The following is a 22,941-nucleotide window of genomic DNA, read 5'->3' as shown; positions in this document are numbered from 1 at the left end:
CAAATCGATAGAGGGCAATGGAGCCTGTGGCTGGGCGGGCACCTGGCCCGCCGGATCAGGCTACGAACACCGTTTGATGGCGCGCAACGCAGAGTCGCCGATTTCGGTTAGTCGCCATTGCTGAAGGCCGGATGCAAGGCGCTCCAGTTGGACGAGCTGTCGTTCGAGCAAGGCGTCCAGTTCTTCTCGCTCCATGTCGAGCTGGTTGGGGGCGTCCTGTACTAGCAGCAGGGTGGCGAATTCATGCGGACTCAGCATCGTTCTCTCCGTGTTGCCGCATCAGAGGTCGCCGGTTGCGGCCCGCAGGGCGGCGCAGCGACAGGAATGCGGTGGTGTGAGCGAAAGCCTGCGACCGGGGAGAATCGTCTGGCCGGAGGGACCGGCCGCCCGGACCGCCTGTGCGCGGCCCAAACGGCATCCAGCCCGGGATCTACCTCGGGGAACTGGAGTGTAGTCAACGCCGCTGCGTTGTACAAACCACGCCCCAAAAATATTCCCTTTGACAATTGAGCCTGCGCGCAGCGGTGCTGCGAGCCGTCCTGATTCGCGAAATCACTTGAAGTTCGTACCGCACCGCGACACGCAGCGGGCGAATCCGCTTCGATCTGTTATGTATCGCCGGCGCGGCATCTCCAGCAGGTATTCCATTTTCACCGCGGCCAGTCACGGCCAGCCACGGCCAATGAGCGTCACATGACGTAATGTGGGGAAGTCGTCTATTTCCGGAACTGTGGGGGTCGGGCCCGGTCTGTGCTGTGTGACTGCAGCTACGCGAAACTACAGCTAAGATTGAATTAGGGATGGCTGGTAATGTTCGCCGCGCGTGACTGGCGCTGTGTGCCGGGCCTCGAGGCTTCCGGCCAGACGCCGCGCGTCGTGAGCGAAGATACCGCTTCGGGAGTAGGACACAATGCGTAACGAAAACGAGCCTCGCCATGTGATGCCCTGGCGCATCGAAGACATCGATCTCACACGTATCGACCGTCAACGTGCCGCCGCCAACGAAGACCTGATGCTGCTCCTCGCCGCCTCGTCGTTCATCGAAAGCGGTTCCGACCTTTACACCAGCAACCTCAACGTGTTCTTCCAGGGCGACCCCGAAGTCTCCGAGTGGCTCAACCGCGAATGGGAGCCCGAGGAGCTTCAGCATGGACGCGCGCTGAAGACGTACATCCAGTACGTCTGGCCCGAGTTCGACTGGGACGCGGCGTATGCGACCTTCATCGAAGAGTATTCGAAGACCTGCTCGTTCGAGGAGTTCGAGAAAACGCGCGCGCTCGAAATGGTCGCGCGCTGCGTAGTCGAAACGGGCACGGCTACGCTCTACCGCGCGATCGGCGAGTATTCCGACGAGCCCGTGCTCAAGGAAATCACCGACAACATTCGCAGCGACGAAGTGCGTCACTACAAGCACTTTTTCCGCTATTTCAAGAAGTACAACCAGATAGAAGGGCACGGGCGTCTCGCCGTGCTCGGCGCGCTCATGCGCCGCGTAATGGAAATCAGGAACGAGGATTCTGCGATCGCGCTGCGCCATGTATATGCGGGCCGCTACCCCGACCGCGTGCGCGACGAGGCCTACAGCCGCGAGCTCACCGCGCGCGTGAACAGGCTGGTGCGCCACAATCTATCCGCCGACATGTGCGTGAAGATGCTGCTCAAGCCGCTCAACCTGCCCGCGAAGATCCGCCCAGGCGTGCACTATCCGCTCGCGAAAATCACGGAACACGTCTTCTTCCGCTAAGTCGTCGAAGCGCGTGAAAACAAAAAGCCCGCTGCGAGAGCGGGCTTTTTTGTTGCCGGAGGCGAAGATCAGCGATCGCGCTGACCATTGCCGTCGCGGCGCGAATTGCCGCCTGGGCGGCCACCGAGCAGTGCGCCCGGGTTGCCTTGCGACTTGCGTTGTTGCGGGCGGCCGAGGGCGCTTTCGTGCGAAACGCCGCGCTGGCTTTCGCGACGCGTATGCTCGCCGCGCGCGCCTTGTGCACCGTGATTCGCGCCTTGCTGTTTCACGGGCTTGGCGGTGCGTACGCCGCCGCCATTCGAGGCTGGCTTGGCCGGTCGCTGGCCGTTGTTGCCGCCGCCGTTGGCTGCAAGCGCACGGTTGTTTTCACGGCCGCCTTCGCGCTTGCTTTCACGATTACCGTCACGGCCACCTTCGCGATTGCCGCCGCGCGGCTCGCGCGATTCACGCGATTCACGCGCCTGCGCAGGCCGTCCGCCGTTCGCGGCGTTCGCGCCATTCGACGCGCCGCGGCCCTGGCCTTGCCCCTGGCGCGGCGCACGGCCTTGCGGCTGGCTGCGGCGCTGGATCGGCTCGGGCTTCGCGTTCGGGTCCGGCTCGAAGCCCGGAATGACCTCTTGCGGCACGGCACGCTTGATCAGCTTTTCGATGTCCTTGAGCAGTTGATGCTCGTCCACGCACACGAGCGACACGGCTTCGCCCGTTGCACCCGCGCGCCCGGTGCGGCCGATGCGGTGCACGTAGTCCTCGGGCACGTTCGGCAGATCGTAGTTCACGACGTGCGGAAGTTGATCGATATCAATGCCGCGCGCGGCGATGTCCGTGGCGACGAGCACCTGCAGCGTGCCGTCCTTGAACTCGCTCAAAGCGCGCGTGCGTGCCGACTGGCTCTTGTTGCCGTGAATCGCGAGTGCGCTGATGCCGTCCTTCGTGAGCTGCTCGGCAAGGCGGTTCGCGCCGTGCTTGGTGCGCGTGAACACGAGCACCTGAAACCAGTTGTGCTGGCGGATCAGATGCGTGAGCAGGTCGCGCTTGCGGTCGCGGTCGACGGGATAAATCTTCTGCGCCACGGTTTCGGCCGTGGTGTTGCGGCGCGCGACTTCGATGAGCGCGGGCGAGTCGAGCAGGCTGTCGGCGAGCGCCTTGATCTCGTCGGCGAAGGTGGCCGAGAAGAGCAGGTTCTGGCGCTTGGGCGGCAGCTTCGCGAGCACGCGCTTGATGTCGTGGATGAAACCCATGTCGAGCATGCGGTCGGCTTCGTCGAGCACGAGAATCTCGAGCTGCGAAAGATCGATCGTCTTTTGCTGCATGTGATCGAGCAGGCGCCCAGGCGTCGCGACCACGATATCCACGCCGCGCTTGAGCGCGTCGATTTGCGGATTGATGCCCACGCCGCCGAACATCACCGTGGACTTGAGCTTCAGATACTTGCCGTAGGCGCGCACGCTCTCTTCGACCTGCGCAGCCAGTTCGCGCGTGGGCGTGAGGATCAGCGCGCGCACCACGCGTTTTCCGTTCGCTGCAGGCGGCATGTCCGTCAAGCGTTGCAGGATCGGCAGCGTGAAGCCGGCGGTCTTGCCGGTGCCGGTTTGCGCGCCGGCGAGCAGGTCGCCGCCGCCGAGCACGGCGGGAATCGCTTGCGCCTGGATTGGCGTGGGCGTGCTGTACCCAAGTTCGTTGACTGCGCGGACCAGCGGTTCGGACAAGCCGAGAGAATCGAAAGACATAAACACCTGTTGTATTGCAGTAGCGCGGGCGTCGCGTCGCGGCCCGAGGGCGCGCTGCGCAGCCAAAGCAGCGTTGCCGGGCTCGCATACGCCCGGCGAAGCCGCTTCTTCGCGTTGTTCGGACGGCACGCCAGTGCGCGCGCCGCGTTTTTTCTTCATGGAACGGACGGGTCTAACAAGACACGTCGTCTGGCGTTAAGTTGCATCGCGTGGCCGCGGACACTGCGGCGGCCTTGCGATGTCTTCGCATTGACGCGTCACGCGACGTAGCGCGCGACGCTCACGAATTGACAGACGCTCCCGGCGAGCACGAACAGATGCCAGATTCCATGTCCGTGCCGGATGCGCTCGTCATTGATGAAAAAGTAAATGCCGACGCTGTAAATGACGCCGCCGGCCAGCAGCCACGCCGTGCCCGCGGCCGGCAAAGCCTCTATGAGCGGGCGAACCGCCACCACCGCGAGCCAGCCCATCACCACGTAGAGCACCATCGAAAGCACTCTCGTGCGGCGCCCGAGCGTGAGTTCCTGCACGATGCCAAGGGCGGCGAGCCCCCAGCTCACACCGAAGAGCGACCAGCCCCAAGGTCCGCGCAGCGTCACAAGCGTGAACGGAGTATAGCTTCCCGCGATGAGCAGATAGATCGCCGCGTGGTCGCACTTTTGCAGCACCGCCTTCAGACGGATGCCGCGTACGCCGTGATACAGCGTCGAGATCGTGTACAGCGCGCACAACATCGCCCCGTATACCGCGAAGCTCACGACCTTATAGGCATCGTGATCCAGCGCCGCGAGCGTCACGAGCGAGACGAGGCCCGCTACCGACAACATCGCGCCCACGAGGTGAGTCATGCTGTTCAGACGCTCACCGGCGTGCATGACGACCACTCCTTGTTCTTCTTGAGCACAACGCGCGCCGGTGGAACATCGTTCCACCCTGTACAGCGCCGTGCTCGACCGCAGCGTTCAAAACCAGGCCTGATGGGCTACGGAACCGTTTTCATCGCACGGCCCGGCGCCAAATAGCGAAGGGCGCAGCCCGCTCTCCGCAGACTGCGCCCTTATCAGGCAACCGCCACTATAACAGTAACCACTTGCGTGGGACCGCCGTAAGGGCGGAAGCCCGGACGGCGCTGGACTGCTTTGCATGGGACCAGAGCGAGCGCTAATGCGCTAACTCTGGTCGACGGACCGTCAGTCGAGCGGAGACGACCGCAGGTCGGCAACCTGCTGCGGGGACACCGGCGTGCCCTTGTTGCCCCAGGACATGCGGATGAACGTCACCACCGCCGCCACCTCCTGGTTCGAGAGCGACTGCGCGAACGGCGGCATGCCGTACGGGCGCGGGTTGCCCCCCGTGCTCGGCGGATAGCCGCCGTTTAGCACCATGCGGATCGGGTTCACAGCCGAATGCATCTGGATCGACTGATTGTTCGCAAGCGGCGGGAAGTTCGGCGGCATGCCGAGACCGTTTTCCGCGTGGCACTTTGCACACTGGTCATGGTAGATCTTCTGACCTTGCTGCAGGAGTTCGCCACCGAACGCTTCCGAAGTCTCCATCTGCATCGTTTCGGGCGCTTCCTTCTTCTGCGGGATGGTCTTCAGATACGAGGCCATCGCGTGGATATCGTCGTCCGAGAGGTATTGCAGGCTGTTGTGGATCACGTCCGCCATCGGGCCGAACACGGCGCCGCGCTCGGAAACGCCGGTTTTCAGGAGGCTCGCGATGTCCTTGATGTCCCAGTCGCCGAGACCGCCTTCGCTGCCCGTGAGCGACGGCGCGTACCAGTTCTGCAGCGGGATCAGGCCGCCCGCGAAGGCTGCCGAATTCACCGGGCCGCCCACTGCGTTGATCGACGTGTGGCACATGCCGCAGTGGCCGAGGCCTTCGACGAGATACGCGCCGCGGTTCCATTCGACCGACTTGGTCGGATCGGGCTTGTATTCGCCTTCGCGGAAGAACAGCGTGCGCCAGCCGATCAGCAGGTTGCGGTTGTTGAACGGGAACTTGAGCTCGTGCGGACGGCTAGGCACGTTGACCGGCGGCACCGAGCGCAGGTAGGCGAAGATCGCGTCGGCGTCGGCGCGCGTGACCTTCGTGTAGCTCGCGAACGGGAACGCCGGATAGAGCAGGCTGCCGTCTTTCGAGCGGCCCGTGTGCATGGCACGATAGAAGTCGTCGGCGCTCCACTTGCCGATGCCGTACTGGTCGTCGGGCGTGATGTTGGGCGTGTAGAGCGTGCCGAAGGGCGTTGCCATCGGCAGGCCGCCCGCGAACATCTGGCCGCCGCGCACGGTATGGCAGGCGATACAGTCGCCGGCGCGCGCGAGGTACTCGCCCTTCTTGATGAGATCGGCCTGGTCTACCGGCGTCGCGGCCTGCGCTGCGCCATTTTGCAGATAGTGGGTGCCCGACCAGAGCACCGGCACGAGGGCCGCGGCGGCGGCCACGACGACGGCGGAAAGTGCGAACAGGGACTTGCGGTTCATATTGGCTGTCTCCCCCGGCGCCTTATTGCGGTTCGCTGCCGCAGGCAAGCGGCGTCTTGAGTGAGCCAGCCGGCGCCGGCACGGGGTTCTGCGGCGCGCTCTGCGTCGAGAGCCAGGCCGCGACCGCGTTCACGTCCTGATCGGTGAGGCGCGTGGCGATCTCATGCATGCAGTCGGGCGCCTTCGCATGCCGCGAGCCCGAGCGCCAGGCGCCGATCTGCGCGCTGATGTAGTCCATGTGCAGACCGACCAGACCCGGAATGGCCGGCTCCATGCCGGTGAGCTTCGCGCCGTGGCAGGCCGCGCAGGCGGGCACCTGCTTGGCCGGGTCGCCGTGCAGCACGATCTGCTGGCCGCGCGCGAGCGTGTCGCTGCCGACCGAAGGCTTCGCGGGCGGCGGGTAGGGCGGCCGCTGCTGCGAGAAGTATGTGGCGATCTCGTGCAGGTAGTCGTCGGAGAGATAGGTGACCAGATAATTCATCGGAGGGTACTTGCGGCGACCCTCGCGGAAATTCATTAGCTGGTTGAACAGGTACTCGGCCGGTTTGCCGGCGAGACGCGGGAAGTAGTCGTTGTCGGTGCCCTCGCCGTGCGCACCGTGGCACGCAATGCAGCCCTGCACGCGAGATGCGATCGTGTCGGGCGCTTTGGGCTGCGGCGCCGAGGCCGCCGTCTGGGCATATGCAGCGCTGAGAACGCCGGTCGACCCGAGCAAAAGTGCTGCTGCCAGAGGCGCGACGAGCGGAATGAGCGGTCGGAAGATACGTCTTGGGGACACGCGTAACTCCATCTTTATCGTGGACCTGACCAGGCTTCGAACGGCCCGGCTTCCAGGCGGCGCGCGATTAAAGCAGAAGACCGTGCGCGCTGCGGCGACGCAGCAGATTCTAGCATCGGGAACTTATAGTGACCATTTGCCACATGCGCCACAAGCGCCCTCCGACACCATCGAGGCGACATCGCGACGTGCTTGCGGCCGATCGTCGCGGCGAGGCCGGTTATGATTCTGCACCTGTTCGCCGATCGGTGACACGGGGTTGTCCCGCACTCGCGCCACACTCGCCGAGCCGTCCGCTGCCGGGTTCATGCCGGTAGCATGGCGCCGTCGCATTCAGTCTCGTGCGCGGGCTCGATGCTCGCGCATGGAATCCGCGTTGAACCGGCTTCGAATCCGCATCAAAGCCGCTTCGAACCCGCGTTTAACCCGCATTGAACCGAACGGCGTGGCGGCTATCGAAGCAGGCACGCTTGCGGACCTGCGAAGCGATGCGATGTGACGCGTCTGTGTCCTGCCGTTGCTGATTTCATGTTGTTTCCTTGCCACTTGTCTCGATGACTCCAATTGCACTTTCCCTATCGTTGCATCAAGCCGACCGATCCACTTCGCGCCAAGTCCGCGCGACCCGCAACACGCGGGAGGGCGAGGTCCAATGAAAGCTGACTGGCTCTGGATCGGGCAGGTCGCCATGGCGGCCATTGTCAACATTGCTTACGCCTTCGCGCTCGGCTCGGCGTTCTATGGCGCGTGGCTCGACAAGGACGGCCGCACGGCCGTCGCGCCCGCGCGCCTCGCATGGCTGCGTGCGCAACGCTCGCTGCGTGCCTCGTCGGTCGTGCTCGTCGCGGCGCTCGTCATGTGGATGCTTTACGAAAGCGCGTCGGTCAGCGGCGAGTCGTTGCCGAGCGCGTTCGGCGTGGTCGGCACGGTGCTCTCGCAAACGCATGTCGGCCACGCGTGGTCCGTGGCTTTCGCGGGCGCGCTCGTGCTGCTCGGCTGCGCGTTCGCGGCCACTAGCGTGGCGCGCGACGGCGTGCTGTGGCTCGCGCTCGTCGCCATCGCGGCGGGCCGCGCGGGACTCGGCCATGCCGCCGATGCGGGCTTCGCCTCGGCAGCGCTCGGTCTTCATACGCTGCATGTGCTGAGTGCCAGCGCCTGGAGCGGCATCGTCATGGCGGGCGGCCTCGCTGTCCTGCCGGCGCTCGGCGCATCGACGGCGCGCGGCGTGTTGATTCGCACGGCGGGGCAGATCTCGAACGTGGCGTTCTTCGCTGTGGGCTTTGTGATCGCGACGGGTGTGTTCAACGCGCTGCGCGGCAGCGGCGGCTCGCTCGACGCCGTCGTGGACAGCGAGTGGGGCCGGGTGTTGCTGCTCAAGACGGCGCTCGTTGTGCTCGCGCTCGCGATGGGCGGTTTCAACCGCCTCGTGGCGATGCCGGAGTTGCGGCGCGCGGCGTCGACAGCGGCGGCGCGCCGCTTCGTCAACGTGATCCATCTCGAAGCGATCGTGATGATTGGCGTGCTGGTGACGGCCGCTGCGCTCGCGCACAGCGTGCCGGGCTACGTGTTGCAGGGCTGAAACGTCGAAGGTGGCGCTGCGCTGGAACTTACTCGTAGCCGAGCCGATGACTCAGGATCGGTGCGAAGAAGAGGGCGATGGCGCAGCCCGCTAGATTGCCTTCGAGTTCCGCGAGCGCGGCCACCGACGTTGGGTTCGCGATCAGCGCGAGCAGTTGCGGCGCGCACCACAGCGCTGCTGCGCCGATTGCGGCGTATTCGACCCAGCCAATGCGCCAGCCGCGCGAGAACGCAACGGCGCCGGCGAGCACGCGCATGAAGCCGAAGGCGACGAGTGCGCCAACGGCGGCTTGTTCGCGGATCAGATAGTCGGGTAGCGATGCGTCCATGGAAACCTTTGCAATACCGTGGTTGGGTTGCAAAGGAATCTGCAAGGAGCAAGCCAGCGAATGGCGTTCGCTGGCGGTGAATGCGCTCGATGATGGCCGCGCCTTGGGCGGCGCGGCTTTCCATGAACTGGCTGTGTGCGCAAACGACAAAAGCCGATTGCGCGATTCGCCTGGACGCGCGACGGAGCGTGAAAAGCCTCGCGAAATGTTACGCCGCCGCAACGCGCGGCGTTGAGCGCGTCACGTTACGTTACGCGCCGCGCGTTTGACGTCCCTCCGCGCATCACCATTCGGCGACGCTGCCATCCTCGTGACGCCACACCGGATTGCGCCAGCGGTGACCGGTCTTCGCCATCTCGCGCACCTTCTCCTCGTTCACGTCGATGCCAAGACCCGGGCCTTGCGGAATCGAAACGAAGCCGTCTTCGTACTTGAAGACTTCGGGATTCCTGATGTAGTCGAGCAGATCGTTGCCCTTGTTGTAGTGAATGCCGAGGCTCTGCTCCTGGATGAACGCGTTGTAGCTGACCGCGTCGATCTGCAGGCAGGTGGCGAGCGCGATCGGCCCGAGCGGGCAGTGCAGCGCGAGCGCGACGTCATACGCTTCGGCCATCGCGGCGATCTTGCGGCACTCGGTAATGCCGCCCGCGTGCGAGGCGTCGGGCTGGATGATGTCCACGTAGCCGCCCGCGAGAATGTGCTTGAAATCCCAGCGCGAATAAAGACGCTCGCCCAGCGCGATCGGCGTGCTGGTCTGATTGACGATGTCGCGCAATGCCTCGACGTTTTCGGACAGCACCGGCTCCTCGATGAACATGAGCTTGAACGGATCGAGCTCCTTGGCGAGCACCTTGGCCATGGGCTTGTGCACGCGGCCATGGAAGTCCACGCCAATGCCGACGTTCGGCCCCACGGCCTCGCGCACGGCCGCGACGTTGTTGATGACGCCTTGCACCTTGTCGAACGTGTCGATGATCTGCAGCTCTTCGGAGCCGTTCATCTTCACGGCCTTGAAGCCGCGCTCGACCACGGCGCGCGCGTTGTTGGCGACGTCGCTCGGACGGTCGCCGCCGATCCACGAATACACCTTGATCTTGTCGCGCACCTGGCCGCCGAGCAGCGCGTGAACGGGCACGCCATGATGCTTGCCCTTGATGTCCCAGAGCGCCTGATCGACGCCGGCAATGGCGCTCATCGAGATCGGGCCGCCGCGGTAGAAGCCCGCGCGATACATCACCTGCCAGTGGTCCTCGATCAGCAGCGGGTCTTTGCCGATCAGATAGTCGGCGAGTTCATCGACGGCGGCGGCCACCGTATGCGCGCGGCCTTCGACGATCGGCTCACCCCAGCCGACGATCCCCTCGTCCGTTTCGATCTTCAGAAAGAGCCAGCGCGGCGGGACGACGAAGGTTTCGAGCTTGGTGATTTTCATGCGGTGTCTCCAATGGGGCGCACGGCGCGGACGGATGCCCGGCACGTCTCGGAGCACATCCTACTGCAAAATTCGCATTAAAGTGCTATTAATAGTATTATTTCGTGTCGATTCCCAATATCCAGGAGAACAGCCATTCAACGCGATCTGCACGGCACGGTGGCCTACGAACTCGGCAGCGCGATCCTGCGCGGCGACTATCCGCCTGCGACGGTGCTGCCGCGCGAGGCCGAACTCATGGAGACCTTCAACGTCAGCCGCACGGTGCTGCGCGAGGCGCTGCGCACGCTGACTTCGAAAGGGCTCGTGGAGTCGCGTCCGCGCGTGGGTACGCGGGTGCGTGCGCGTGAAGCCTGGAACCTGCTCGATGCCGACGTGCTCGACTGGTACGCGCGCGTGGCGCCGCCGCTTGCGTTCGCGCTCAAGCTCCAGGAAATGCGCGAAATGATCGAGCCGTTCGCGGCGGGACTGGCCGCAACCGCGCGCGATGCCGAGGCGCTTGCGTCGATCGCCGCCGCGCACGCGGCCATGGCCGAGGCGCGCAATGTGGACGAATGGGTGCGCGCGGACCTGCGCTTTCATCTCGCGGTGCTGGGGGCGTGCCGCAACGAGTTGCTGGTGCCGCTCGGCACGCTGATCGAGCGTACGCTCGAAGGCCAGTTGCGCGTGAACGCAAAGCGCGCCGACGTGTTCAATGCGGCGCTGCCCGACCATACCCTCGTCTACGACGCGATCGCGAACCGCGACGCCTGTGCAGCGAGCCTTGCGATGGCCGCGCTGCTGCGTGTGACGCGCGAGCGTATCGAAGGCTGATTGGGTGCGTGCGCAACGAATCGCAAGAAAGCGAAACGAATTAAAGATGTGAAACGTTTGCGCGTGCGCAATCAACAACGTTTGCTATGCTTTAGCCCGATCCAACGGCGCTTTAGCTTTCGGTGCCGTCAGTCAGTCAAAGGTAAGGCTAACGGTCAAGCGATGAAGAATAACGAAGCGAAAGACACGCAACTGGACAACGCAACCCTGCTGGAAATCATCAAGGCGCAGTCGGACATCGCGAAGCTCGGGCTCGATCTCGGCGGCGTGATGGCCTATGTGGCGGAGCGCACCGAGCAGCTTACGCGCGCGCAAGGCGCAGTCGTCGAACTCGCGGAAGGCGAGGACATGGTGTATCGCGCGGCTTCAGGCAGCGTCGCGAACCTGCTCGGTTTGCGTCTTGCGCGCGAGACGAGCCTTTCGGGCATGTGCGTGCGCGAGGGCGAGATCCTGCGCTGCGACGACTCCGAAACCGACCCGCGCGTAGACCGCGAAGCCTGTCGCCGCGCCGGCCTGCGTTCGATGATCGTCACGCCGCTCAAGCACCTCGAGACGACCGTTGGCGTTCTGAAAGTCACGCATCCGGAAATCGATGCTTTCAACGACGAGGACATCCGCACGCTCTCGCTGATGTCCGAGCTCATCGCGGCGGCCATGTTCCATGCCGCGCGGCACGAGACGAGCGAACTCTATCTGCGCGCCACGCACGACGCGCTCACGGGCCTGCCCAATCGCGCGCTCTTTTACGATCGCCTGCGCCAGTCGGTGGATCTCGCCGTACGCTCATCGGGCGGACTCGGCGTGCTCAATCTCGACATGGATGGTCTCAAGCCCATCAACGACTGCTACGGCCATCGCGCCGGCGACGCGGCGATCCGCGAGACCGCGACGCGCATCGCTCGCCACAGCCGCCGCGTGGATACGGCCGCGCGCGTGGGCGGCGACGAGTTCGCAGTGATCTTGCCCGGCATTGCGGGACGCGGGGACGCCGAGGCATACAGCCGCCGGCTCGTGGACACCGTGGGCGAGCCGTTCGAGTTCGAAGGGCACAGCATCGCTCTCGGCGTGAGCGTGGGCGTTGCCATCCTGCCCGACGACGGCACCGAGATGACGGCGCTGATCGAATACGCGGATCGTTCGATGTACGAAACGAAGCGCGAACGCAAGCGCATGAGGTGAGCGTCGCAGTGGCGATCAGCGTCGCCACGACGCGTAAGCGGTTGCGCTCGGTACTCGCGAAGACGAGGAAGCGACCCTCAGCCCCCCTCTACAGGCATCCGCGAAAGGCCGAGCACCCCTTGCAGGATGGCCGCGCGCGATTGCCCGAGAATCTGCCCTTGCCAGAGCAGATCGTCAAAGCAGAATGCAGCGCGGATCTGCTCGCGAATGCCTGCGGCCTGCGGCGCGTCCGGATGTCGGCGCACCCACACATCGGCGCGCAGCATATGCAGCATCGGCACGAGCGGCACGGTGCCGAATTCGATCGCGATCGCCGTTGTCTGCGCATGCGGGCAGGTCGTGCGCAGCGTATCGAGGATCGGGCCGCCCACGTTCGACGCGACCGTCGAGCCGTCGAGCGGGCTCGCTACGTCGGCGCCCCACCAGGTACGTGCACGCGCCAGCTCCGCTGCATCGATGCGGCCCACGCAGATCTTCTCGCCATGCCCGGCCGGACCGAGGCCGGTATGAAAGTCGATCCAGCCGACTTGCTCGCACTGGCTCGCGTGTTGCGCGAGCAGCGTCTGCAACAGGCGGGTGCTCCAGACGTGCCGCTCGCCGCCGTAGAAAAGGCCGTCGGCATGATGGTACTGACCCGTCGTCAGTGCGCGTTGATAGGCCGGTTCACCGTGGCTTGAAATGTAGCTGGCGATGGCCTCCGCGTTGCTATCCGAAGGCGGCCATTGCGGGGGCACCAGCAGGGTGTGCAGCGCTTCATAGTCCTCGTTGTATGGCGCCGGACGTGCGAAATCGATGCTGTTGCGATTGAGGTCGACGTTGTCCTCGTTCGTGCGCGAGAGCCACGAAAAGCCATACGGGTTGATCGCGTGCACGACGAGCACGGCCACGCCGAGCCTCGCGAGGCGCGCCTGCAGCGCGGCATCGCCGAGCAACGCCGTTTGCGCAGCGCTCCCGCAAAAGCCTTCGACGCCATGCGTGCCGGAGGTCAGGACCAGCAGGCGCTTCGCGTTGGCGGGGCCGAGTCGAACGACATCCGTCGCGAGCGCCTCGCCTTCGCGACCTTCCATCTCGGGAATCACATGGCTCGCGAGCGCGAGGCCGCGCGCGGCGGCCGCGCCCATGAACCGGGCGCGCGCCTCGCTGTACGTGGTGGAAAATAGGGAAGGCATGAGCGCTTATTTCGTGAGGAAGGCTTCGACGAGGCGCACCCAGTACGTCGATCCGAGCGTGAGCACGTCGTCGTTGAAATCGTAGCTCGTGTTGTGCAGCATGCACGGGCCGAGCCCGTGGCCATGTGCGCGATGGTCACCGGTGCCGTTGCCGATATAGGCGTAGCAGCCGGGGCGCTCGAGCAGGAAGAACGAAAAGTCTTCCGCGCCCATGGTCGGGTCGATATTGCGCACCACGTGGTTGGCCCCGACGACTTCCTTCATGACGTCGAGCGCGAAGTGCGTTTCGGCCTCGGAGTTGACCGTCGGCGGATAGTTGCGGTGGAACGAGAACTCCACCGTGCAGCCGTAAGCGGCCGCCGTCGCTTCCGAGAACTCGCGCATGCGTTTCTCGATCAGATCGAGCACCTCGAGCGAGAACGTCCGCACCGTGCCGGCCAGCGTCGCCGTGTCGGGGATCACGTTGACGGCCTCGCCGGCCTGCATCTGCGTGATCGAAAGCACGGCCGCGTCGATCGGGCGCTTGTTGCGCGTCATGATGCTTTGCAGGCCCGTGCCGATCTGCATGGCCGTCAGCACAGGATCGATGCCGTCTTGCGGAATGGCAGCGTGCGCGCCCGTGCCCTTCACGACGATGCGGAACTCGTTGCTCGACGCCTGGGTCGCGCCCACGCGCGCGCCGAAGCTGCCCGCTGCGAGGCCCGGCCAGTTGTGCAAGGCAAAGACCGCATCGACGGGAAACTTCTCGAAGAGGCCGTCTTCGAGCATGGCCTTCGCGCCGCCGCCGCCTTCCTCGGCCGGCTGGAAGATGAACACCACGGTGCCGTCAAAATTGCGATGCTTTGACAAATGCTGTGCCGCGCCGAGCAGCATCGCGGTGTGGCCGTCGTGGCCGCAAGCGTGCATCTTGCCCGCGTGCTTCGACGCGTGCGCGAACGTGTTGAGCTCCTGGATCGGCAGCGCGTCCATGTCGGCGCGCAGGCCGATGGTTTTCGTGCCGGTGCCGTTGCGCAGCACGCCGACGACGCCGGTCTTGCCAAGGCCGCGCGTGACTTCGATGCCCCAGGACTCGAGCCGTTCGGCGACGAGCGCCGACGTGCGATCTTCTTCGTAGCGCAGTTCGGGGTGGGCGTGGATATCGCGGCGAATGGCTTGCAGTTCGGCTTCGGCGGCGGCGATTTCGGCAATGATGGTCATGAGACTCCCTTCGTTTCGGTGATGATGCGCGGCAGCCGCACGCGGGACGGCTGCGCGATGGATGGCGAATGCGCCGCCTATAGCAAAGGCTGACGCGAGCGGTCTTTCAGCAAAAGCAGGGTGATGAGGCCCACGCCAGCGCCGAAGAGGCCGTAGTAGACGACGGAGAGCTTGTCGCCGGTCCAGCCGATCAGCAGCGTGGCGATCGCGCCGGCGAAGCCGCCGAAGATCATCACCGCAAAGTTGTAGCCAATGGCGAGCGAGGTGGCGCGCACGCGCGCCGGAAAGAGCTCGCAGACGAAGGCGCAGTACGCGCCCTGGAACAGGCCAAGCGAGAGCATCAGGCAGCACTGCACGAAGATCAGCACGGGCAGCGTCGGCACCGCGCTCACGAGCCGGAAGAGCGGATACGCGACGATCAGGCTGATGACCGCCGAGGCCACCATCGGCTTCTTGCGGCCGACGGCGTCCGAGATGCGGCCCGAAGCGAGCGTGCCGACGATATACGCGAGCGCCGCGCACAGCGATGCGATCACGGAGCTTTGGAACGACACGCCGAGTGAGCGCGTGGCGTAACTCGGCATGTAGTAGTAGAAGAGGTAGGTGCCGATCGTGCCGTACACCGTCAGGCCGAAGCCCGCGAGCACCTGCCGCCAGTGCGAACCCAGCGATTCGAGAAAAGGCGAGCGCTTCGCGCGCGTGTCGTGGCGCGCGTCGCTGAACACGGGCGACTCGTCGAGGCGCGAGCGCACGTACAGCCCCACGGGCACGATGAGCAGGCCGATCGCGAACGGGATGCGCCAGCCAAACGCGCTGATCTGGTCGGATGTGAGCATTTGCGTAATGGCAACGCTCACCGCCGCGCCGAGCAGCATGGCGCACGCTTGCGCGATCATCTGGAAACTGCCGTACACGCCGCGCCGCTCCACAGGTGCATGCTCGACCAGGAACGCCGTCGCGCTGCCCACTTCGCCGCCCGCCGAGAAGCCCTGCAGAAAGCGCCCGACGAGCATGAGGACCGGCGCCGCGAGGCCGATCTGCGCGTAGGTGGGCGCGAGCGTGATGACCGCCACGCCGAGCGCCATCACGAAGATCGTGATGAGCAAGGCGGCCTTGCGGCCGTGCCGGTCCGCATAGTTGCCGAGCACGATGCCGCCGAGCGGGCGCGTCAGGAAGCCGACGCCGAACGTGGTCCACGTTGCGAGCAGCGCGGCCGTGGGATTCTCGCTCGGGAAGAACTGCTTCGCGATCACCGCGGCGAAGAAGGTGAACACAGTGAAGTCGAACCACTCGAGCGCATTGCCGATGGTTGCGACCGCAATCACACGCAGGTCGATGCGGCGCGCCGCGCTTTGGGTGTATGCAGGCGTGGCTGCACCGGCAGTTTCACTTGAGAACCCCATCCGGACGTCTCCTCCAGTTGTTGGTCTGACTGACTTTCGTTTCGAATCATTCTGGTTGTGCAGGCAATCAAAAAAAAGTGATATTTTCTGAAACATGACTTCAGATTTTTTGATGAATTGGATGAGGAAACAGGAGGCGTGAACCTGTGAGCACGTTGCGATTTCTGCGCGCGTTCGACGCGATTGCCCGATACGGCTCGTTTGCGCTTGCCGCCGAGCATCTGTCGCTGACCCAGTCGGCGATCAGCATGCAGATGCGCTCGCTCGAGGAAACGTTCGGCCAGCCGCTTTTCGATCGGGCGGGGCGCACGGTCGTCCTCAACGCGATGGGCAAAGCGCTGCTGCCGCACGCCCAGGCGATGCTCGCGCAGTACGAGGCGATGCGCATGCTGGCGGCGGGAGTCGAAGCGCAGACGGGGCCGGTCACGATCGGCGCGGTGGAGTCGGCCGTGAGTGCGCTCGCCCAGGCGGTGGCGCAGCTCAAGACCGCGCGGCCGAGCCTGGAGATCCGCATCGTGACGGCGAGGTCGATCGAACTCGCCGCGCAACTCGATGCGGGCGACATCGATTGCGCCGTGCTTGTCGATACACCGGGACGGCGCTCGGCACGCGTGCGCTGGACGCCGCTGTACACCGAGCCTGTTGTCGCGCTGGTGCCTGCGGGCCTGAAATCGAGTTCAGTGGCGCAACTGCTGAGCAACGAACGGTTCCTGCGCTTCGACAGCACGCAGCGAACGGGCATTCTGATCGATCGCGCGTTGCGACGGCGGCGCTACAAGGTCAACGTGTTTCTCGAACTCAGCTCGCTGGAAGGCGTGGCGGCGCTGGTGAGGCAGGGCGTGGGCGTAACGGTCGTGCCGCTCCTGCGCAACTCCAGCTGGGCGCATGATGAGGCGCTGCGCGTGCTGCCCTTGCCGGGCGAGACGGAGTTTCGAAGCGTGGGGATGCTCGAGCGCACGGAGCATGAGAAGAAGCACATCACGGCGTTGATCGCGCAACAACTCGTGGCGGCGGTTTGATGGGGTTTGAGGCGCAGAAATGAAGAAAGCCGCTGTTCGTGAGAACAGCGGCTTTCTTTTGCAACTGGTGGCGAATCAGGGATTCGAACCCCGGACCTGCGGATTATGATTCCGTCGCTCTAACCGGCTGAGCTAATTCGCCGAAGAAAAGAATTATCGCGACTCGGTCCGAAGCTGTCAACCCCCTTCGTCATCTTTTTTGCAGAGAAGGCCGCCGCTGGGCGAGAAGCCCCGCGCGGCGGCGCTCACAGCCTCAATCCTGCGCGTAAATATCCGAGTCCTTGGTTTCCCGCACGAACAGCATGCCGATCACGAAGGTACCGAGCGCGATGATGATCGGATACCAGAGGCCCGAGTAGATATCGCCTCGCGCCGCCACGATCGCGAACGCCGTCGCCGGCAGGAAGCCGCCGAACCAGCCATTGCCGATGTGATAGGGCAGCGACATCGAGGTGTAGCGGATGCGCGTGGGGAACATCTCCACCAGCATCGCTGCGATCGGCCCGTACACCATCGTCACGAAGATCACGAGGATCGTCAGCATCACCACGGTCATCGGCCAGTTGAGCTGTGCCGGGTCGGCCTTGAGCGGATAGCCCGCCGCTTTCAGCGTGGCCGCGAGCGTCTTCTCGAACGTCGCACCGGCTTCCTTCGCGCCCGGCGCCCGGCCATCAAACGTGTCAATGGTCGTATCGCCCACCTTGATCTGCGCGAGCGTACCTGCCGGCGCGGCCACGTTCTCGTAGTTCAGGCCGGCCTTCGAAAGCGCGCTCTTGGCAATGTCGCACGAGCTCGTGAACTTCGAGGTGCCCACCGGGTTGAACTGGAACGAGCATTCGTCCGGATTCGCGATCACGACGATCGGTGCGCGCTGCGTCGCGGCTTCGAGGGCCGGGTTCGCGTAGTGCGTGATCGCCTTGAAGATCGGGAAGTAGGTGAGCGCCGCGATCAAACAGCCAGCCATGATGATGGGCTTGCGGCCGATCTTGTCCGAAAGCGCGCCGAAGAACAGGAAGAACGGCGTGCCGATCAACAGCGCCAGCGCGATCAGGATGTTGGCGCTCGATCCGTCCACCTTGAGCGTTTGCGTGAGGAAGAAGAGCGCGTAGAACTGGCCCGTGTACCAGACCACGGCCTGCCCGGCTGTGAGGCCGAAGAGGGCGAGCAGCACGACCTTGAGGTTCTTCCACTGGCCGAACGCTTCCGTGAGCGGCGCCTTCGAGACCTTGCCTTCTGCCTTGATGCGCTTGAACGCCGGCGATTCGTCGAGTTGCAGACGGATCCACACCGAAACGGCGAGCAGCAGGATCGAGGCGACGAACGGAATGCGCCACGCCCATGCAGCGAACTGTTCTTCGCCAACGAAGGTGCGCACGCCGAGGATCACGAGCAGCGAGAGGAAGAGGCCGAGCGTGGCGGTCGTCTGGATCCACGAGGTGTAGAAGCCACGGCGTCCGGGCGGCGCATGTTCAGCGACATACGTCGCGGCGCCGCCGTACTCGCCGCCGAGCGCGAGACCCTGCAGCAGACGCATGGCGATGAAGATCACCGGCGAAGCAATGCCGATCGCCGCGTAGCCTGGCAGGAAGCCGACCACGAAGGTCGAGAGACCCATGATGACGATCGTCACGAGGAACGTGTGCTTGCGGCCCACGAGGTCGCCGAGCCGGCCAAACACGATCGCGCCGAACGGGCGCACGGCAAAGCCGGCCGCGAAGCCGAGCAGCGTGAAGATGAAGCCGGCCGTGGGATTGACGCCGGAAAAGAAGCTCTTGCTGATGAAGGCCGCAAGCGAGCCGGCCAGGTAGAAGTCGTACCACTCGAACACGGTGCCGAGCGACGACGCGAAGATCACGCGTTTTTCGTCGCTGGTCATCGGCGCGTGCGAGACTTGTCCGCCAACGGTTGCCATAGATGTCTCCAATATTGATATGCGTGTGGTCCGTCGGGCAGGCGACACTAAAGACCCGCGGTCCTGCGGAGCATTATTGGAATGGAAACTTACGGGCTTCTGACGCGCGTGTGGGTTTCTGGGGCAAGCGTCGGAGTGGGGTCTAATCGGTTATATTCGTTTAACAAACCGGTAAGCTCATGCATCGAGCAATCAACGTCTCTTAACGCGCGAGTTTTAGTTTGCATATTGCGTAACGGATAAGGGTAAGTCCCATCCCGGTTTTCTGACGCGATCCGTCAGTTTTCGGGTGGTTTTGCCGCCTGAGCGGCGGCGAAGCCGCTCAGGCTTGCGCGCGCAGCCGCAGCGTTACCCGTACGAGCGTCCCGGCGAGTCGCGGCGTGTCTTGATAGACGTGATCGTCGATGGCGAGCGTGCCGCCGTGCATCGTGGCGATCTCGCGCACGATCGCAAGGCCGAGCCCGCTGCCTTCGCCGTCGCGCCCGAGAATGCGGTAGAAGCGCTCGAGCACGCGCTCGCGCTCGGCGGGCGGAATGCCCATACCCGTGTCTTCCACTTCGAGGTGGACCACGCCCGCCGCGGGTTCCGGCCGCACGCGCACGGTGATGCGTCCGCCGGCGGGCGTATAGCGGATCGCGTTGTCGATGAGGTTCGAGAGCATCTCGCGCAGCATCACCGGGTTGCCGTCCACTTCGACCCGCGCCGCCGTGACTTCCTGATCTTCCTCGCTTCCGTACACCGTTTCGGGGCCTTCGTAGCCCAGATCCATCTGTTTGGCGAGCGCCGGCTGCACCCACTCGCGCACGGCGTGGCGCGCCACGTCTGCCACGTCGACCGGCGTGAAGATCTGCCCGGACATGCGGTTTTCCGCGCGCGCGAGCGCGAGCAGCTGCGTGACGAGCCGCGCGGCGTGCTCCGAGCTCGTGGCGATCTGCTCGAGCGAGCGGTGCACTTCGGCGGGCGCGTCCTGGCGCAGCGCGAGTTCGGCCTGGGTGCGTAGGCCCGCGAGCGGCGTCTTCATCTGATGAGCGGCGTCGGCGATGAAGCGTTTTTGCAGCTCCATGTTCTGTTCGAGCCGCGTGAGCAGGTCGTTGAACGAGGTGACGAGCGGCTCGATTTCAGGCGGTGCGCGGCGCGCTTCGAGCGGCGAAAGATCGTCGGGGCGGCGCATGCGGATGTTCGACTGCAGCGCGTGCAAGGGCGCGAGGCCCCGCGAGAGGCCGAACCACACGAGCAGGATCGCGAGCGGCAGGATCACGAACTGCGGCAGGATCACGCCCTTGATGATGTCGTTGGCCAGCTGGCGGCGCTTATCGAGCGTTTCCGCGACCTGCACGAGCACCGGTTGACCTTGCCGGTCGCCGGCGCTCGGGTGCGTGGGCTCCACCGTTGTATAGGCGACGCGGATGTCGATGCCTCGCAGTGTGTCGTCGCGGAACTCGACGAGACCGGGCGGCGGGCGGTCGTCGTCGTGCGGCAGCGGCATGTCGCGCTCGCCGCCGATCAGCTCGCCGCGGCTGCCGAGCACCTGGTAGAACACGCTGTCGACGTTGTCGGCGCGCAGGAAGTCGCGCGTGGAGGCGGGCAGCGAGAGTTCGGCCACGCCGTTCACGGGCTGGATCTGGCGCGCGAGCACGTAGGCGTCGGTTTCGAGCGCGCGGTCAAAGGGGCCGTTGGCGATCGACTTCGCCACGAGATACGTGACCGCGATGCTCATCGGCCAGAGCAGCAGCAATGGCGCGAGCATCCAGTCGAGAATCTCGCCGAAAAGCGAGCGCGGGCGCGCCTCGGCGGCGGCTTCGGCTTCGTCGGGCGGGGCGAACGGGTTGGCGTAGCGGGCGTCGCGCGCGTCGTCATCGAGGGCGTCGGCCGTGAATGCGGACGCGCTCGATGCGCTGGCGGTGCTTTCGCCGGCGGTGCTCGCGGCGCCCTTGGGCGGCACGGCGCGCGCGATAGGAGGACGCCCGGCCATCGTCGATCCCGCCTATTTGAAATAGTGGCTGGCGGGCATCGCCGGCGTGGCGTCGGGTGCGCCGGTCTCGGCACGCCCGCCCGGCGGCGCTTCCTTCGCCTCCTTTTCGAGGCAGTAGCCGAGTCCGCGAACGGTCACGATGCGCACGCCCCCTGTTTCGAGCTTCTTGCGCAGCCGGTGCACGTAGACCTCGATGGCGTTGTTGCTGACTTCCTCGCCCCATTCGCACAGGTGATCGACGAGCTGTTCCTTCGAGACGAGCCGCCCGAGCCGCTGCAGCAGCACTTCCAGCACGCCCAGTTCGCGCGCCGAAAGATCGAGCACCTGGTCGTTGATGCGCGCGATGCGTCCCACCTGGTCGTACGAGAGCGCGCCATGACGCACCACGGTCGGGCCGCCGCCCGCACCGCGCCGCGTGAGCGCACGCACGCGCGCTTCGAGTTCGTTGAGCGCGAAGGGCTTGGCCATGTAGTCGTCGGCGCCGAGATCGAGGCCTTTCACGCGCTCGTCCACGCTGTCGGCGGCGGTGAGGATCAGCACGGGCAGGTTGGAATTGCGCGCGCGCAAGCGGCGCAGCACTTCGAGGCCCGGCATTTTCGGCAGGCCCAGATCGAGGATCAAGAGGTCGAACGACTGCATCGACAAGGCCGTATCGGCATCCACGCCGCTACGCACGTGATCAACGGCATAGCCCGATTGGCGGAGTGATCTTACGAGCCCGTCCGCGAGTATGCTGTCGTCTTCGGCAATGAGGATTCGCATGTTGCGCCAGCGTCGCCTTCGAGGCCTTTTGACCTCGTACACCCGCGCCGCGCCGCGTCTTTGAAGGCACGGCCAGGCGACGCGCGGCGGTCTCCCGAAATTCGCGGTTCTGGATCGCCAGAAAGGCTTGCCAAAACCACTGTTTTTTTATACAGTGTCTGCGTTCGTGTGCATTAGCCCGAATAAGGCGTGCGCATGGTCACGAGACGCCGTTCATCATAGCAAAGGACGATTCATGGAAGATAGCAAGAAAGGCTCGGCTGGGCTGACTGCTGAAAAGAGCAAGGCGCTGGCCGCCGCGCTCGCGCAGATCGAAAAGCAGTTCGGCAAGGGGTCGATCATGCGACTCGGCGACGGCGAAGCGGTCGAGGACATCCAGGTAGTCTCCACCGGTTCGCTCGGCCTCGACATCGCGCTCGGCGTGGGCGGTTTGCCGCGCGGCCGCGTGGTCGAGATCTACGGTCCGGAATCGTCGGGCAAGACCACGCTCACGCTGCAGGTGATCGCCGAAATGCAGAAGCTCGGCGGCACGGCGGCGTTCATCGACGCGGAACACGCGCTCGACGTGCAATACGCTTCCAAGCTCGGCGTGAACGTGCCTGAACTGCTCATCTCGCAGCCGGACACGGGCGAGCAGGCGCTCGAAATCACCGACGCGCTGGTGCGCTCGGGCTCGATCGACATGATCGTGATCGACTCGGTCGCGGCGCTCGTGCCGAAGGCCGAAATCGAAGGTGAAATGGGCGACTCGCTGCCGGGTCTGCAGGCGCGTCTCATGTCGCAGGCGCTGCGCAAGCTCACCGGCACGATCAAGAAGACCAACTGCATGGTCATCTTCATCAACCAGATCCGCATGAAGATCGGCGTGATGTTCGGCAACCCGGAAACCACCACGGGCGGCAACGCACTCAAGTTCTACTCGTCGGTGCGTCTGGACATTCGCCGCATTGGCTCGATCAAGAAGAACGACGAAGTGATCGGCAGCGAAACGCGCGTGAAGGTCGTAAAGAACAAGGTCTCGCCGCCGTTCCGCGAAGCCGTGTTCGACATTCTCTACGGTGAAGGCATTTCGCGTCAGGGCGAAATCGTCGACCTCGGCGTGCAGGCCAAGATCGTCGACAAGGCGGGTGCGTGGTACAGCTATAACGGCGAGCGCATTGGCCAGGGCAAGGACAACGCACGCGAATTCCTGCGCGAGAACGCAGATATCGCTCGTGAGATCGAAAACCGCATCCGCGAATCGCTTGGCGTGAGCGCGATGCCGGACGGCGTCAGCGATTCGGGCGAAGTCGAAGTCGCAGGCGAAGAGTAAGTCCTCCAGGCTCTCGTAGATAAGGCAAGCTGATGCGCAAGGGCGGGTCACCTACGTCCTCGCCTTCCGGCGATCAGGCTAACTCGCGTGCGGGTTCGCCTGTTGATCGGGGCGCCGAGCGGCGTC

General features: G+C 64.8%; 20 protein-coding genes and 1 tRNA gene. 7 read left to right on the top strand and 14 right to left on the bottom strand.

Going from position 1 to position 22,941, the window contains the following annotated elements; all coding sequences use genetic code 11:
* Nucleotides 1-60: 60 nt before the first annotated feature.
* Nucleotides 61-258 (bottom strand): hypothetical protein, encoded by a 198-nt coding sequence (locus tag FAZ97_RS11785; protein ID WP_028205977.1) that lies wholly within the window; start codon nucleotides 256-258, stop codon nucleotides 61-63.
* Nucleotides 259-910: 652 nt separating this feature from the next.
* Between FAZ97_RS11785 and FAZ97_RS11780 the strand changes: the two genes are divergently transcribed.
* Nucleotides 911-1,744 carry a ferritin-like domain-containing protein gene (locus FAZ97_RS11780; RefSeq protein ID WP_325073213.1) on the top strand — a complete coding sequence of 278 codons (834 nt, stop codon included), beginning with the start codon at nucleotides 911-913 and terminating at the stop codon, nucleotides 1,742-1,744.
* A gap of 68 nt (nucleotides 1,745-1,812) precedes the next feature.
* On the opposite strand, the gene FAZ97_RS11775 is transcribed toward FAZ97_RS11780, so the two are convergent.
* From FAZ97_RS11775 to FAZ97_RS11760, 4 genes are all read right to left on the bottom strand, one after another.
* Nucleotides 1,813-3,471: a DEAD/DEAH box helicase gene (locus FAZ97_RS11775; RefSeq protein ID WP_158758588.1), complete on the bottom strand. Its 1,659-nt coding sequence runs from the start codon at nucleotides 3,469-3,471 to the stop codon at nucleotides 1,813-1,815.
* 257 nt (nucleotides 3,472-3,728) lie between these two features.
* Nucleotides 3,729-4,349: a PAQR family membrane homeostasis protein TrhA gene (gene trhA, locus FAZ97_RS11770; RefSeq protein ID WP_158758587.1), complete on the bottom strand. Its 621-nt coding sequence runs from the start codon at nucleotides 4,347-4,349 to the stop codon at nucleotides 3,729-3,731.
* Between the two features lie 315 nt (nucleotides 4,350-4,664).
* Complete coding sequence (locus FAZ97_RS11765; RefSeq protein ID WP_158758586.1) at nucleotides 4,665-5,960, bottom strand: c-type cytochrome; 1,296 nt, start codon at nucleotides 5,958-5,960, stop codon at nucleotides 4,665-4,667.
* Nucleotides 5,961-5,982: 22 nt separating this feature from the next.
* A complete protein-coding gene (locus FAZ97_RS11760; protein WP_158758585.1) occupies nucleotides 5,983-6,750 on the bottom strand; it encodes a c-type cytochrome in 768 nt (255 codons plus the stop codon).
* Between the two features lie 640 nt (nucleotides 6,751-7,390).
* Here FAZ97_RS11760 and FAZ97_RS11755 point away from each other — a divergent pair.
* On the top strand, nucleotides 7,391-8,317 hold the full coding sequence (locus FAZ97_RS11755) for a copper resistance D family protein (RefSeq protein ID WP_158758584.1): 927 nt from the start codon (nucleotides 7,391-7,393) through the stop codon (nucleotides 8,315-8,317).
* A 28-nt stretch (nucleotides 8,318-8,345) separates the two neighbouring features.
* Here FAZ97_RS11755 and FAZ97_RS11750 read toward each other — a convergent pair whose 3' ends face one another.
* Nucleotides 8,346-8,645, bottom strand: a complete 300-nt coding sequence (locus FAZ97_RS11750; RefSeq protein WP_158758583.1) for a hypothetical protein — start codon at nucleotides 8,643-8,645, stop codon at nucleotides 8,346-8,348.
* On the opposite strand from FAZ97_RS11750, the gene FAZ97_RS11745 reads away from it, so the two are divergent.
* Nucleotides 8,644-8,880, top strand: a complete 237-nt coding sequence (locus FAZ97_RS11745) for a hypothetical protein (RefSeq protein ID WP_158758582.1) — start codon at nucleotides 8,644-8,646, stop codon at nucleotides 8,878-8,880. The two genes, FAZ97_RS11750 and FAZ97_RS11745, sit on opposite strands and share 2 nt — an antisense overlap.
* 48 nt (nucleotides 8,881-8,928) lie before the next feature.
* On the opposite strand, the gene dgoD is transcribed toward FAZ97_RS11745, so the two are convergent.
* Nucleotides 8,929-10,077 carry a galactonate dehydratase gene (dgoD, locus tag FAZ97_RS11740; protein WP_158758581.1) on the bottom strand — a complete coding sequence of 383 codons (1,149 nt, stop codon included), beginning with the start codon at nucleotides 10,075-10,077 and terminating at the stop codon, nucleotides 8,929-8,931.
* Nucleotides 10,078-10,176: 99 nt separating this feature from the next.
* Here dgoD and FAZ97_RS11735 point away from each other — a divergent pair, with 99 nt between their 5' ends.
* Nucleotides 10,177-10,890, top strand: coding sequence for a FadR/GntR family transcriptional regulator (locus tag FAZ97_RS11735; protein WP_233271679.1), 714 nt, complete (start codon nucleotides 10,177-10,179; stop codon nucleotides 10,888-10,890).
* 162 nt (nucleotides 10,891-11,052) lie between these two features.
* Entirely contained in the window at nucleotides 11,053-12,069 is a 1,017-nt protein-coding gene (locus tag FAZ97_RS11730) for a sensor domain-containing diguanylate cyclase (RefSeq protein WP_158758580.1), read from the top strand.
* Nucleotides 12,070-12,146: 77 nt separating this feature from the next.
* Here FAZ97_RS11730 and FAZ97_RS11725 read toward each other — a convergent pair whose 3' ends face one another.
* The 3 genes from FAZ97_RS11725 to FAZ97_RS11715 all read right to left on the bottom strand — a co-directional run bounded on the left by FAZ97_RS11725 (nucleotide 12,147) and on the right by FAZ97_RS11715 (nucleotide 15,838).
* The gene (locus tag FAZ97_RS11725; RefSeq protein ID WP_158758579.1) at nucleotides 12,147-13,238 is read right to left on the bottom strand and encodes a M14 family metallopeptidase; all 1,092 of its coding nucleotides are present in this window, start codon (nucleotides 13,236-13,238) and stop codon (nucleotides 12,147-12,149) included.
* 6 nt (nucleotides 13,239-13,244) lie between these two features.
* Nucleotides 13,245-14,435, bottom strand: coding sequence for a M20 aminoacylase family protein (locus FAZ97_RS11720; RefSeq protein WP_158758578.1), 1,191 nt, complete (start codon nucleotides 14,433-14,435; stop codon nucleotides 13,245-13,247).
* Between the two features lie 77 nt (nucleotides 14,436-14,512).
* Nucleotides 14,513-15,838, bottom strand: a complete 1,326-nt coding sequence (locus FAZ97_RS11715) for an MFS transporter (RefSeq protein WP_158758577.1) — start codon at nucleotides 15,836-15,838, stop codon at nucleotides 14,513-14,515.
* Nucleotides 15,839-15,984: 146 nt separating this feature from the next.
* Between FAZ97_RS11715 and FAZ97_RS11710 the strand changes: the two genes are divergently transcribed.
* A complete protein-coding gene (locus FAZ97_RS11710; RefSeq protein WP_158758576.1) occupies nucleotides 15,985-16,857 on the top strand; it encodes a LysR substrate-binding domain-containing protein in 873 nt (290 codons plus the stop codon).
* Between the two features lie 65 nt (nucleotides 16,858-16,922).
* Here the strand turns inward: FAZ97_RS11710 and FAZ97_RS11705 are convergent.
* The 4 genes from FAZ97_RS11705 to FAZ97_RS11690 all read right to left on the bottom strand — a co-directional run bounded on the left by FAZ97_RS11705 (nucleotide 16,923) and on the right by FAZ97_RS11690 (nucleotide 21,503).
* A tRNA-Met gene (locus FAZ97_RS11705) sits at nucleotides 16,923-16,999 on the bottom strand.
* Nucleotides 17,000-17,110: 111 nt separating this feature from the next.
* Entirely contained in the window at nucleotides 17,111-18,769 is a 1,659-nt protein-coding gene (locus FAZ97_RS11700) for an MFS transporter (RefSeq protein WP_158758575.1), read from the bottom strand.
* Between the two features lie 322 nt (nucleotides 18,770-19,091).
* Nucleotides 19,092-20,741 carry a sensor histidine kinase gene (locus FAZ97_RS11695; protein WP_158758574.1) on the bottom strand — a complete coding sequence of 550 codons (1,650 nt, stop codon included), beginning with the start codon at nucleotides 20,739-20,741 and terminating at the stop codon, nucleotides 19,092-19,094.
* 12 nt (nucleotides 20,742-20,753) lie between these two features.
* Entirely contained in the window at nucleotides 20,754-21,503 is a 750-nt protein-coding gene (locus FAZ97_RS11690) for a response regulator transcription factor (protein WP_158758573.1), read from the bottom strand.
* 235 nt (nucleotides 21,504-21,738) lie between these two features.
* Here FAZ97_RS11690 and recA point away from each other — a divergent pair, with 235 nt between their 5' ends.
* Entirely contained in the window at nucleotides 21,739-22,815 is a 1,077-nt protein-coding gene (recA, locus tag FAZ97_RS11685) for a recombinase RecA (RefSeq protein WP_158758572.1), read from the top strand.
* Nucleotides 22,816-22,941 lie beyond the last annotated feature (126 nt).

Source organism: Paraburkholderia acidiphila (assembly GCF_009789655.1).
GTDB lineage: Bacteria > Pseudomonadota > Gammaproteobacteria > Burkholderiales > Burkholderiaceae > Paraburkholderia > Paraburkholderia acidiphila.
This window is presented reverse-complemented; position numbering and strand designations above follow the sequence as displayed.